Below are 12,143 nucleotides of genomic sequence, written 5' to 3'. Positions count from 1 at the left end.
CAGACTGACCTATGGATAACCGACAGCTTAACTTTTCCCATCTTTTATATCTGACCGCCCACCACTGGCGCCTGGCGGTCAACCGTCGGCTCAAGGACCTCGGCATGAGCCAGGCCAGCTGGGTCGCCGTTTCCGCCATCGCGCGCAACGAAAAGCCGCTATCGCAAAGCGAGCTGGCCCAGGAGCTGGGCGTCGAAAGCGCAACTCTCGTACCGCTGCTCAACCGGCTGGTCGATCTCGGTCTGGTCGAGCGGGTGAAAACCGAACGCGACAAGCGTAAACGACTGCTGATCGCTACCGCCAAAGGCCTTGAGGTGTATCAGCAGGTGAAAACGGTGGCCGATAATTTGCGGGAGGAGATCCTTACCGCCATTACCCCCGAAGAGCAGCGGCAGACGCAGCGGGTACTGGAGAAGTTGCTGCGCGAGGTTGAGAAAAAATAATGCCGCGTCGTCACGCTAATCCCTATGTTCCTCACGACTGGGCCCCGCACGAAAAACCGGCGATCCTCGGCTCGCCGTCGACCCCCATCCACAGTACGCCAAAACGTATTGCCTACGGGATCGTCGGGCTGCTGGTCTGCCTGACGGGCGCGCTCGGCAACGCGGTGGTAACCGCCAATCTGCAGCTGTTGCAGGGTACCTTTGCCGCCTGGTCAACCGAGATTGCCTGGCTCCCGGCGGTCTACGTGATGACCAACGTCTCCATCAACCTGCTGCTGGTGAAGTTTCGCCAGCAGTTCGGCCTGCGCGCTTTTACCGAGGGTTTTCTCGTTCTCTACGTGCTGGTGACCTTTTTCCACCTGTTCGTTAACGACCTCAGTTCAGCGCTGATGGTGCGCGCCGCCCACGGAATGGTAGCCGCAGCGCTAAGCTCGCTGGGGATTTATTATCAGGTGCAGGCCTGGCCCGCCCGCCATCGGCTCAAAGCGCTGACCATCGGCATCACCGGTTCATCCCTGGCGATCCCGCTGGCGCGCCTGTTCTCAACCGAGCTGCTGCAAATCGACGAGTGGCGCGGGCTGTACTTCTTTGAGCTGGGGCTGGCGCTGGTGTCGCTGGCCTGCGTGATCGCCCTCAAGCTGCCGCCAAGCGATCGTAAAAAGGTGTTTGAGAAGAAAGACTTCATCACCTTCTTCCTGCTGGCGCCGGGGATGGCGCTGGTCACCGCGGTGCTGTCGCTGGGACGACTGGACTGGTGGTTTGAAGCGCCGTGGATCGGCTGGGCGCTGGCGGGCGCGGTGGTGCTGATTGTCTCCGCGATTGCCTTTGAGCATAACCGCAGCAACCCGCTGCTCAATATCAAATGGCTCTCCAGCGGCAGTATTCTGCGTCTCGGGCTGATTATGCTGCTGATCCGCATCGTGCTGGCGGAGCAGAATACCGGCGTTATCGGCTGGCTGCAGTACGTCGGTTTGCAGAATGAACAGATGACCAACCTGGCATGGTCAATTTTTGCCGGGATCGTCTGCGGCATCGTCGCCAGCTGCCTGACGCTCAACCCGCAGCGCCTCTACTGGCCCACCGCCACGGCGCTGGCGTTGATTATGGTTGCCTCGCTGCTCGACAGCCAGTCGACGATCCTCACGCGACCGGAGCAGCTGATGTTCAGCCAGTTTCTGCTGGGCTTCGGCAGCGCCTTTTTCCTCGCCCCGGCGATGCTGGCGGGGATTGGCGGCGTCATTGCCGACCAGCGCAACCTGGTGAGCTTCTCGGTGCTGTTCGGCATGAGCCAGAATATCGGCGGCCTGCTGGGTTCCGCTATTCTCGGCACCTTTCAGACCTGGCGGGAGAAGTTTCACTCCAGCCAGCTCGCCGACCAGCTTACCACGCTCAATCCGCTGATTACCGAGCGTTTGCAGCAGTACAGCCAGATGTATCAAAGCCAGATTGGCGACAGCACGTTGCTCAACGTTCAGGCCACCACGCTGCTGCAAAACGCCGCCACCCTGCAGGCCAATATTCTCGCTTACAATGATACCTATCTGCTGACGGCGGCGATTTCAGCCGCCACGCTGGTATGGGTTTTCTGGCGCTTAATAAGATTACGTATTACCGCTCGTATCGCGCTGAAGCGCGCGACGGGAAGCAAATAAAAATTTTCACTCTGGAGTTATTATGAGTCAGCAGGATGCGGCCAAACAGCAGGCCAATACCCGAAATAATATTCGCATCGTCTCTATTTTTACCGCCGCCGCCATTGGCATCGTTGGCGTACTGGTTATTCTCTACGCCTGGCAGCTGCCGCCGTTTACCCGAGAAAGCCAGTTTACCGATAACGCCTACGTTCGCGGGCAAACCACGTTTATCAGCCCGCAGGTCAACGGTTATATCACCGAGGTTAAGGTCCAGGATTTTAATCAGGTAAAAGCCGGCGACGTGCTGTTTCAAATCGACGACCGCATCTATAAGCAGCGCGTCCATCAGGCGGAAGCTCAGCTGGCGATGAAAGAGGCGGCGCTGAAGAACAATCAGCAGCAGCGTAAAAGCGCCGAAGCGGTCATCACCCGTAACGAAGCGGCGCTGCAAAACGCCCGCGCGCAGAATCTGAAAACCCAGGCGGATTTAAAACGCGTTCAGGAGCTGACCGCCGACGGCTCGTTATCGATTCGCGAACGCGATTCCGCCCGCGCCAGCGCGGCGCAGGGCACCGCGGATATCGAGCAGGCCAAAGCAACGCTGGAGATGTCGCGCCAGGATTTGCAATCAACCATCGTTAATCGTGACTCGCTGCTCGCCGACGTCGCCAATGCGAAAGCCGCGCTGGAGCTGGCGCAGATAGACCTGCAAAACACCCGTATTATCGCGCCGACGGACGGTCAGCTTGGGCAAATCTCCGTTCGCCTTGGCGCATACGTGACCGCCGGGACGCATTTGACCTCGCTGGTGCCGCCGCAGCACTGGCTGATCGCTAACCTGAAAGAGACCCAGTTGGCCCAGGTGCGCGTCGGACAGCCGGTGACCTTTACCGTGGATGCGCTGAACAGCGAGAAATTCACCGGTACGGTGCAGAGCATCTCCCCGGCGACCGGCGTGGAGTTCAGCGCTATTTCGCCGGATAACGCCACCGGTAACTTTGTCAAAATCGCCCAGCGCATTCCGGTACGCATCGCCGTTGATGAGGGGCAGAAAAACGGCCAGCGCCTGCGGCCGGGCATGTCGGTGCAGGTCACCATCGATACCCGCGCGGAGGAGCAGCAATGATCCGTCCGCTCGCTCTCGCCGTTATGCTTGCGCTGGCCGGCTGCCAGTCCGCCGACGTTCAACGGGCCGCGCCCGGGCTGCAGATCCCCGCCGCCTGGCGGGCGGATGTCGGCCCCTCCAGCCCGGTTGAGGGCGTGTGGTGGCGCAACTTCCACGACAGTACGCTCAATCTCTACGTTGACCAGGCGCTGCGCTACAACAGCGACGTGCTGATAGCCCGCGAACGGGTCAACGAGTACCAGGCGCGGGCTTACGCCGCCGATAGCAGCCTGTTTCCCTCCCTTGACGCCGGATTGACCGGCACCCGCGCGCGGTCACAGTCGGCCGCTACCGGCCTGCCGGTCCACAGTACGGTGTATAAAGGCGCGCTAACCGCCAGCTACGATGTTGATCTCTGGGGAGTAAACCGCAGCGCCGCCAGCGCGGCGCAAGCCAGCCTGGAGGCGCAAAAGGCGGCTGCCGCAGCGGCGAATCTGACCGTCGCCTCTTCGGTAGCGGCCGGCTATATCACCCTGCTCTCGCTGGATGAACAGCTGCGGGTGACGCAGCAAACGTTAAAATCGCGCGAAGATGCCTTCAACCTGGCGAAGCGCCAGTTTGAGACGGGCTATACCTCACGCCTGGAGCTGATGCAGGCGGACTCCGAACTGCGCTCCACGCGCGCGCAAATTCCGCCGCTGCGCCACCAAATCGCCCAGCAGGAAAATGCGCTCAGCCTTCTGCTCGGCGCCAATCCGGACGCCGTTAAGCGCAACGCGTTCGCGCAGCTGTCGCCGCTATCGCTACCTTCCCAGCTGCCGTCAACCCTGCTCAACCGCCGACCGGATATCGTTCAGGCCCAGCGTCAGCTGGTGGCCGCCGACGCCACCCTGGCGTCATCGCAGGCGCAGCTGCTGCCGTCCATTAACCTTACCGCCACCGGCAGCCTGCAGGATCGCACCCTGCCCGACCTGCTGGATAATCCGCTACGCTTATGGAGCCTCGGCGGCAGCATTCTGGCGCCGCTGCTCAACCGCCAGGCGCTGAATGCCCAGGTGGACGTTTCGATGGCCCAGCGCAATCAGGCGCTGTTTAGCTATGAGAAAACGGTACGCGGCGCGTTTAAAGAGGTGAATGACAGTCTCGATGCCATCGGCCGCTACGGCGAGCAGCTGGCGGAGCTGCAGGCGCAGGAGAAGGTGGCCCAGGAGACGCTGCGCATCGCGCAAAACCGCTATCGCAACGGCTACTCTTCCTATCTGGACGTGCTGGACGCCCAGCGCACGCTGTTTTCCACCCAGCTCAGCGTGGTACAGGTGAAAAACAACCTGCTGCTGGCGCAAGTTGATTTGTACCGGTCGCTGGGAGGCGGCTGGTCTGATTCATCAGGGATGTAATACGGGAAACCTGACATGCAACAACAGTGGTCGGCAGTAGATAATTATCTCGTGACAGCGTTAATCCCCACCGATCCGCTACTCAGCCAGGTTCTGGAGAATAACCAGCGCGCCGGGCTTCCGGCTATCGACGTTGCCGCTAATCAGGGGCAGTTTCTGGCCCTGCTGGTGCGCATGACGGGCGCCAGACGCATCCTCGAGATTGGCACGCTCGGCGGCTACAGCACCATCTGGATGGCCAGAGAATTGCCCGCCGATGGCGAATTACTTACCCTGGAGGCCGACGCGCACCATGCCGCCGTCGCCCGCGAGAACCTGCGCCTGGCGGGCGTGGACGATCGCGTTGCGGTGCTGGAAGGTCCGGCGCTGACCAGCCTCGAAACGCTGGGAGAGCGCCCGCCGTTCGATCTCATTTTTATCGATGCGGATAAGCCCAATAATCCCCACTATCTGCGCTGGGCGTTACGCTATTCCCGTCCGGGGACAGTGATTGTGGGCGATAACGTGGTGCGCGATGGCGAAGTGACGAATCCGGAGAGCGCGGATGACCGGGTGCAGGGCGTCAGAGCGTTTATCGACATGATGGGCAGCGACCCGCGACTGACGGTCACGGCCCTGCAAACCGTGGGCAGCAAAGGCTGGGATGGGTTCACCCTCGCGTGGGTGAACGCCTGACGCTATCCGCCCTCCCCGGCAGCCTGCGCCACCGGGGAAAGCTTCGGCCTAGGCCGTAATCTGCTCCATTGCCTGCAGTACCCGCTTGTCGGAAATCGGATACGGCGTGCCGAGCTGCTGGGCGAATAGGCTGACGCGCAGCTCTTCAATCATCCAGCGGATCTCCTGCACGTCGTCATCCTGACGGCGCTGAGGCGGCAGCTTATTCAGCCACTGCTGCCACGCCTGCTGGATGCTCTCCACTTTAAGCATCTGCGCGCGGTCGCGGTGCGGATCGATGGCCATTTTCTCCAGCCGTTTTTCAATCGCCTGCAGATAGCGCAGCGTGTCTCCAAGGCGGCGGAAGCCGTTACCGGTGACGAAACCGCGATACACCAGCCCGCTCATCTGCGATTTGATATCCGACAGCCCCAGCGCCATGGTCATATCCACGCGCCCTTTCAGGCGTTTGTTGACGTTAAAGACCGCGGTCAGGATCTGTTCGACCTGTTTGGCAATGTCCACAACCGTCTCGTTCAGCTCGGCGCGCACCTTTTCATGCAGCGCGGCAAAGCCCTCTTCGCTCCATACCGGGCCGCCCGCTTCGTCAATCAGCTTATCCACGCCGCAGGCGATGCAGTCATCGATCAGATCCAGCACTTTACCGTAGGGGTTGAAATAGAGCCCCAGCTTGGCTTTATTCGGCAGCTTTTCGTGCAGATACTTTATCGGCGACGGGATATTCAGCAGCAGCAGGCGGCGCAGGCCGCGCCACATCTCCTGCTGCTGCTCCAGCGGATTATCAAACAGCTTGATGGCCACGCTGTCGCGTTCGTCCACCAGCGCCGGCCAGGCCTTAACTTTGTAGTTGCCGCGCTTCTGCTCGTAGCTCTCCGGAAGCCGGCCAAAGCTCCAGATATGCAGCCCGCTCTGCTCGATACCGTCATCGGCGACCGCGGACAGCGTCTCCTGCACCTTACCTTTCAGCGCTTCTTTCAGATCCTGCAGCGAACGCCCTTCCTGCAGCTTCTTGTTTTTCTCGTCCACCACCCGGAAAGTGATTTTCAGGTGATCGGGCACCTGATCCCATTGCCAGGCCTCGCGGTCGATAGTCACGCCGGTCATCCGCCGCAGCTCGCGCTCCAGTGAATCCAGCAGCGGCAGCTCCAGCGGCGTCGCGCGACCGAGAAATGCTTCCGCGTAGTTTGGCGCCGGGACAAAATTGCGGCGCACCGGCTTCGGCAGCGATTTAATCAGGGCGATAACCAGCTCCCGGCGCAGCCCCGGGATCTGCCACTCAAACCCGGCCTCTTCCACCTGGTTGAGCAGCGGCAGCGGAATATGCACCGTCACGCCGTCGGCGTCGGCGCCCGGCTCGAACTGATAGGTCAGACGCAGCTTGAGGTTGCCCTGATGCCAGAAGTTCGGATAGTCGAGCTTGCTGACCTGCTCCGCGCCTTCCTTAATCAGCATGCTCTTTTCAAAGTTGAGCAGATCCGGCGTCTCGCGGCTGGCCTGCTTCCACCATTTATCAAAGTGGCGCGCGGAGATGACGTCATGGCTGATGCGCTGGTCGTAGAACTCAAACAGCGTTTCGTCATCGACGAGAATGTCGCGACGGCGCGATTTATGCTCCAGCTCTTCAATTTCGTTGCGCAGCTTCAGGTTTTCGCGGAAGAACGCGTGGCGAGTCTGCCAGTCGCCCTCCACCAGCGCGTGGCGGATAAATAGCTCGCGGCACAGCGCCGGGTCAATCTGGCTGTAGTTGACCTTGCGGGCAGCGACAATCGGCAGGCCGTAAACGGTCACCTTCTCCGTCGCCATCACCGCGCCCTGCCCGCGCTCCCAGTGGGGTTCACTGTACGAGCGTTTGATCAGATGCTGCGCCACCGGCTCGACCCATTCCGGCTCAATGCGCGCGGCGATGCGCCCCCACAGGCGGCTGGTTTCCACCAGTTCGGCGACCATCGTCCATTTCGGCGGCTTTTTAAACAGCCCCGATCCGGGGAAGATGGAGAAACGGGCGTTGCGCGCGCCGGTAAACTCCTGCTTGTCGGCGTCTTTCATACCGATGTGCGACAGCAGACCGGTCAGCAGCGCGGTGTGAATTTCGCGATACTCCGCCGGCTCGCTATTGACCGGCAGGCCGAGCTCTTTGACCACCTGACGCAGCTGGGTGTAGATATCCTGCCACTCGCGCACGCGCAGGTAGTTGAGAAAATCGACCCGGCACTGGCGGCGGAACTGGTTCGAGGAGAGCGCTTTTTGCTGCTCGCCCAGGTAGTTCCACAGGTTGACGAACGCCAGGAAGTCGGACTCTTTGTCGTGGAAGCGGCGGTGTTTCTCGTCGGACGCCTGCTGCTTGTCCATTGGCCGCTCGCGCGGATCCTGAATAGAGAGCGCCGAGGTGATAATCATCGCCTCGCGCACGCAGCCGTGTTTTTGCGCTTCCAGCACCATGCGCGCCAGACGCGGGTCCACCGGTAGCTGGCTCAGCTGGCGGCCCATCGGCGTCAGCTTATAGGCGGTCTGCTGTTCGTCAGTGGTAATCGCTCCCAGCTCTTCCAGCAGGCGCACGCCGTCCTGAATATTGCGTTTGTCCGGCGCTTCAACGAACGGGAACGCGGCAATATCGCCGAGCCCGAGCGCGGTCATTTGCAGAATAACCGACGCCAGGTTGGTGCGCAGAATCTCCGGGTCGGTAAACTCCGGGCGCGACAGGAAGTCGTCTTCAGAATAAAGACGAATACAGATCCCTTCGGAGACGCGGCCGCAGCGGCCCTTACGCTGGTTAGCCGACGCCTGGGAAACCGGCTCAATCGGCAGGCGCTGTACTTTGGTCCGGAAGCTGTAGCGGCTGATACGCGCGGTGCCTGGATCGATAACGTACTTGATGCCCGGCACGGTCAGCGAGGTTTCCGCGACGTTGGTGGCCAGCACGATCCGCCGCCCGCTGTGGGCCTGGAACACGCGATTCTGTTCGCTGTTGGACAGTCGCGCATACAGCGGCAGCACTTCGGTATGGCGCAGATTCAGCTTATTGAGCGCATCGGCGGTATCGCGAATTTCGCGCTCGCCGCTCATAAAAATGAGGATATCGCCGGGGCTTTCACGCCCGAGCTCATCAACGGCGTCGAAAATCGCCTGCAGCTGATCGCGCTCGGTGTCGTCGGCGTCTTCAACGATGGGTCGATAGCGCACTTCTACCGGGTAGGTGCGCCCGGACACTTCGATAATCGGGGCGTTGTTAAAGTGGCGCGAGAAGCGTTCCGGGTCGATGGTCGCCGAGGTGATAATAATTTTCAGATCCGGGCGACGGGGCAGCAGTTCCCGCAAATAACCCAGCAGGAAGTCGATATTGAGGCTGCGTTCGTGCGCTTCATCGATAATGATGGTGTCATACTGCATCAGCAGCCGGTCCTGCTGGATTTCCGCCAGCAGAATACCGTCGGTCATCAGCTTAACCATGGTGTTATCGCTGACGTGGTCGCTAAAGCGAACTTTATAGCCGATGCAGCCGCCGGGCTCCGTTTGCAGCTCTTCGGCGATACGGTTGGCGACGGTACGCGCGGCCAGGCGACGCGGCTGCGTATGGCCAATTAAGCCTTTAACGCCGCGCCCCAGCTCCATACAAATTTTTGGCAGCTGGGTGGTTTTCCCCGACCCGGTTTCCCCCGCCACAATTACCACCTGGTGATCGCGAACGGCTTCGAGAATCTCCTGTTTTTTCTGGCTAACCGGCAGGTTTTCCGGATAGGAAATCGCTGGCCGCGCGGCATCGCGCAGCAGGACTCTCCCTGCCGCCTGTTCAATTTCTTGCGCCATCTCCTGAAGAATGGCCTGTTGGGCATCAGGATTTTTAACCTTCTTCACGCCGTGCAGGCGACGGGCGAAGCGCGACTTATCGCGCAGCATCAGGCCATCAAGCCGTTCAAAGAGCGATGAGAAGGTCATTTTTTGTTGTTCTGTCATAGCGTTATCGGGCAGCGCACTGCCGGGAAAAATCTCTTTTGAAGTATTGCGTTAGAGTACCACATCCGCGCATTTCGTGCCTTGTTCAAAAAAACTGAATACAGAGTTCGATTTATTGCGCTTTCTCTGTGGCATGATTGTGAATAGAGTGTCAACAAGCACCAGGGCATCGGCCCGTCAATCACATTAAAAAAGGAAACACCCATGAGCAAAGTATTAGTTCTGAAATCCAGTATTCTGGCAGGGTACTCGCAATCTGGTCAGCTGTCCGACTATTTTGTTGAACAATGGCGTGAAAAGCACGCGGAAGACGTTATCACCGTGCGCGACCTGGCTGCAAACCCAATTCCGGTACTGGACGGCGAGCTGGTTGGCGCTCTGCGTCCGAGCGACGCGCCGCTGACGCCGCGTCAGCAGGAAGCGCTGGCGCTTTCTGACGAACTGATCGCTGAACTGCAGGCGAACGATGTGATTGTTATCGCGGCGCCGATGTACAACTTCAACATCCCGACCCAGTTGAAAAACTACTTCGACCTGGTGGCGCGCGCTGGCGTGACCTTCCGCTACACCGAGAAAGGGCCGGAAGGTCTGGTGAAAGGTAAACGTGCGGTTGTCGTCACCAGCCGCGGCGGTATCCATAAAGATACCCCGACCGATCTGGTGACCCCTTACCTCTCCACCTTCCTCGGCTTTATCGGCATTACCGATGTGAACTTCGTGTTTGCTGAAGGCATCGCCTACGGCCCGGAAGTCGCAGCGAAAGCGCAGTCTGATGCAAAAGCCGCTATCGACAGCGTTGTAGCCGCATAAGAGTTGACTCCTCCCGCTTCCCGGCGGGAGGAGAGTTTCATTTTTTCTCGTAGCGCAAATACCCCACTACGCCACCACCGCCATCTTTCGGATGATTCACGCCGTCGTTGACCTCCACGCAGGGAAAATCGAAGGGCGACACGCCGTCAATGCAGGCCACATTCACGCCGTACTGCTGCGGGTTTGAACGCCGCTGATGAAAGGTGTAGATCCCGCATACCGAGCAGAAAAAGTGCACGGCTTGACCGGTATTAAAACGATACTCCGTGAGCTTATCCCGTCCGCGCACCACCTCTATTCCTGAAAGCGGCGCGGAGACCGCAACCGCCCCACGCATCCGGCAATATGAACAGTTACAGCGGCGAACGGTGTTGAAGCCATCGCTGAGCTCAACGGTAAACGCCACCGCGCCGCAGTGGCACTGAGCGGATAATTTCTCTGCCATGATTTTCCCCTCAGGATGATGATTTCGGCCGCAAATTCTCGTCAAAGATCAGCCGCTTTCTGTCCGGCTCTGCTTCTTTGAGCGGTTCCACCTGATGCAGCGTCTGTTTGCAGCGCTCCACCAGCACCTGATACTCCCGCGTCCCCTGCTTCTTCCAGGCCAGCTCCTGTTCGCTTAATGTACGAATGGCTTTTGCCGGACTGCCGACAATCAGATGGTTGGCGGGCATTTCGGCGTTGGCTTTCACAAAGGCCGAAGCGCCGACGATGCTGTTTTCCCCAATCCTGGCCCCGTCAATAATCACCGCGCTCATCCCCACCAGCGCGTTGCGGCCGATGGTGCAGCCGTGCAGAATCGCGCCGTGGCCGATATGTCCCTCTTCTTCCACCACCGTATCCTGGCCGGGAAAGCCGTGCATCACGCAGTTATCCTGGATATTAGCGCCATCTTTCACCACGATACGGCCAAAATCGCCGCGCAGGCTGGCGTTAGGCCCGACGTAGACCCCTTTGCCGAGGATCACGTCGCCAATCAGCACGGCGGTGGGATGAACATAGCTTTCGTCCGGTACAACCGGCGTCATACCGTCAATCTGATAAATGGGCATAGTGCCTCCTTATACGCCCGACAGCCCGCCGAAGCGCTGGAAATAGAGCGGCCCCGGCGCGGGAAGTTCCCCCACCGAGCTTTCGCCCTTTTCGCCGACAAACGCCAGCGCGCCGGGCGCAACGCGTTGATAAATATTGATGCACAGCTGGCGCGCGGTTTGTCCGGCCCAGTGCGCGGGGAGCAGTTCTTCGGGCAGCAGCGGATCTTTCAGCACCACCCGGCGATAGAAGTGAATCAGCAGGAGCTGAATTTGAAAGCAGCGTTCAGGCGTCAGCTCCGCGGGCTCGCAGTCGCGAAGCAGCGGCAGCAGCGGTCGAAACAGGGCGATAAACGTTTCATACATCGCGTTCTGGTCGGTAAGATGCCAGCACTCTTCAACGCGAGCGCGCAGCGCCGCCCGGGAGAGCGCCAGCGGGGAATGCGCTTCGAAGCAGATAACGTTTTCCGCTACGCCCGCTTCGTGCAGCAGAGATTGCACGTCCGCCAGCTTCTGCGATGGCGAAGCCAGCAGGCTCGGCGCCAGCGCGCCAAATCCCTGCCACAGCAGCTGTTTTTTGACTTCCGCCAGAGTGCTCTTCTCCAGCCCTTCCGACAGCAGCAGTAGCCAGGTACCGTCCCACTCCGGGGCGCTGGCGCGATAGATTTTATGCTCCGCCCGGCGGGTCAGGCGCAGGCCTTTGTCGCTGAGGCGGTAGAAGCTGCGGCGGCCAATGCGCACCACATCGAGCCACTCTTCTTTATTCAGGCGGAACAGCGCGGTACGCACGAATCGTTCGCCGAATCCGAGCCCTTCCAGCAGCGCCGCCACGCTGCCGAGCCAGACCTCTCCGCCGCGCTGGAGCAAGGCGTCGCCGTATAAAGAAGCAATAAGCGAGGTCCCGCTAATGGGCATCGCGGCGACGGCCTGTTGAATAAAGGTGTCGAGTTTACTCATCTGATTCATTCTGTTGTGATTTTTGTCCTTTTTGAATCATAGCACAGGAAATCCCGGAGGCGGTGCTGGCGCACCTGTCCGGGCGACCGGCCCGCAGACGACGGTGAATACGTAGCCCGGCTAAGCGCAGCGCGAGCCGG

Annotated in this window: 10 protein-coding genes; 6 read left to right on the top strand and 4 right to left on the bottom strand. The window is 60.0% G+C overall.

The window, feature by feature from the left end; all coding sequences use genetic code 11:
- Window positions 1-11 precede the first annotated feature (11 nt).
- The 5 genes from ABLU87_RS11115 to ABLU87_RS11095 are packed head-to-tail and all read left to right on the top strand — an operon-like array spanning window position 12 to window position 5,254.
- The gene (locus ABLU87_RS11115) at window positions 12-443 is read left to right on the top strand and encodes a MarR family transcriptional regulator (RefSeq protein ID WP_122117062.1); all 432 of its coding nucleotides are present in this window, start codon (window positions 12-14) and stop codon (window positions 441-443) included.
- Window positions 443-2,095 carry an MFS transporter gene (locus ABLU87_RS11110; RefSeq protein WP_014229198.1) on the top strand — a complete coding sequence of 551 codons (1,653 nt, stop codon included), beginning with the start codon at window positions 443-445 and terminating at the stop codon, window positions 2,093-2,095. Before ABLU87_RS11115 ends, ABLU87_RS11110 begins: the two co-directional genes overlap by 1 nt.
- A 22-nt stretch (window positions 2,096-2,117) precedes the next feature.
- Window positions 2,118-3,203 (top strand): HlyD family secretion protein, encoded by a 1,086-nt coding sequence (locus tag ABLU87_RS11105; RefSeq protein ID WP_014229197.1) that lies wholly within the window; start codon window positions 2,118-2,120, stop codon window positions 3,201-3,203.
- Window positions 3,200-4,579: an efflux transporter outer membrane subunit gene (locus ABLU87_RS11100; RefSeq protein WP_025107915.1), complete on the top strand. Its 1,380-nt coding sequence runs from the start codon at window positions 3,200-3,202 to the stop codon at window positions 4,577-4,579. The genes ABLU87_RS11105 and ABLU87_RS11100 overlap by 4 nt, the downstream gene beginning before the upstream one ends.
- Window positions 4,580-4,594: 15 nt before the next feature.
- A complete protein-coding gene (locus tag ABLU87_RS11095; protein WP_038424460.1) occupies window positions 4,595-5,254 on the top strand; it encodes an O-methyltransferase in 660 nt (219 codons plus the stop codon).
- Window positions 5,255-5,302: 48 nt separating this feature from the next.
- On the opposite strand, the gene hrpA is transcribed toward ABLU87_RS11095, so the two are convergent.
- Complete coding sequence (gene hrpA, locus ABLU87_RS11090; RefSeq protein ID WP_049084341.1) at window positions 5,303-9,205, bottom strand: ATP-dependent RNA helicase HrpA; 3,903 nt, start codon at window positions 9,203-9,205, stop codon at window positions 5,303-5,305.
- Between the two features lie 204 nt (window positions 9,206-9,409).
- Between hrpA and azoR the strand changes: the two genes are divergently transcribed.
- On the top strand, window positions 9,410-10,015 hold the full coding sequence (azoR, locus tag ABLU87_RS11085; RefSeq protein ID WP_014229193.1) for an FMN-dependent NADH-azoreductase: 606 nt from the start codon (window positions 9,410-9,412) through the stop codon (window positions 10,013-10,015).
- Between the two features lie 37 nt (window positions 10,016-10,052).
- On the opposite strand, the gene ABLU87_RS11080 is transcribed toward azoR, so the two are convergent.
- The 3 genes from ABLU87_RS11080 to paaX are packed head-to-tail and all read right to left on the bottom strand — an operon-like array spanning window position 10,053 to window position 12,003.
- A complete protein-coding gene (locus ABLU87_RS11080; protein WP_086074107.1) occupies window positions 10,053-10,463 on the bottom strand; it encodes a GFA family protein in 411 nt (136 codons plus the stop codon).
- Between the two features lie 7 nt (window positions 10,464-10,470).
- A complete protein-coding gene (paaY, locus tag ABLU87_RS11075) occupies window positions 10,471-11,067 on the bottom strand; it encodes a phenylacetic acid degradation protein PaaY (protein WP_014229191.1) in 597 nt (198 codons plus the stop codon).
- Between the two features lie 9 nt (window positions 11,068-11,076).
- Entirely contained in the window at window positions 11,077-12,003 is a 927-nt protein-coding gene (paaX, locus tag ABLU87_RS11070; RefSeq protein WP_009652999.1) for a phenylacetic acid degradation operon negative regulatory protein PaaX, read from the bottom strand.
- Window positions 12,004-12,143: the final 140 nt, after the last annotated feature.

Origin of the sequence: Klebsiella sp. CB_Kp196 (genome assembly GCF_040061575.1) — a bacterium.
Lineage (GTDB): Bacteria > Pseudomonadota > Gammaproteobacteria > Enterobacterales > Enterobacteriaceae > Klebsiella > Klebsiella michiganensis.
The sequence above is the reverse complement of the archived record's forward strand: the minus strand, read 5'-3'. Positions and strand labels throughout refer to the sequence as shown.

What these genes read in the sequence shown, in the direction of transcription:
- ABLU87_RS11115 (WP_122117062.1), top strand. Translation starts at nt 12, where the DNA reads ATGGATAACCGACAGCTTAACTTTTCCCATCTTTTATATCTGACCGCC.
- ABLU87_RS11110 (WP_014229198.1), top strand. Translation starts at nt 443, where the DNA reads ATGCCGCGTCGTCACGCTAATCCCTATGTTCCTCACGACTGGGCCCCG.
- ABLU87_RS11105 (WP_014229197.1), top strand. Translation starts at nt 2,118, where the DNA reads ATGAGTCAGCAGGATGCGGCCAAACAGCAGGCCAATACCCGAAATAAT.
- ABLU87_RS11100 (WP_025107915.1), top strand. Translation starts at nt 3,200, where the DNA reads ATGATCCGTCCGCTCGCTCTCGCCGTTATGCTTGCGCTGGCCGGCTGC.
- ABLU87_RS11095 (WP_038424460.1), top strand. Translation starts at nt 4,595, where the DNA reads ATGCAACAACAGTGGTCGGCAGTAGATAATTATCTCGTGACAGCGTTA.
- hrpA (WP_049084341.1), bottom strand. Translation starts at nt 9,205, where the DNA reads ATGACAGAACAACAAAAAATGACCTTCTCATCGCTCTTTGAACGGCTT.
- azoR (WP_014229193.1), top strand. Translation starts at nt 9,410, where the DNA reads ATGAGCAAAGTATTAGTTCTGAAATCCAGTATTCTGGCAGGGTACTCG.
- paaY (WP_014229191.1), bottom strand. Translation starts at nt 11,067, where the DNA reads ATGCCCATTTATCAGATTGACGGTATGACGCCGGTTGTACCGGACGAA.
- paaX (WP_009652999.1), bottom strand. Translation starts at nt 12,003, where the DNA reads ATGAGTAAACTCGACACCTTTATTCAACAGGCCGTCGCCGCGATGCCC.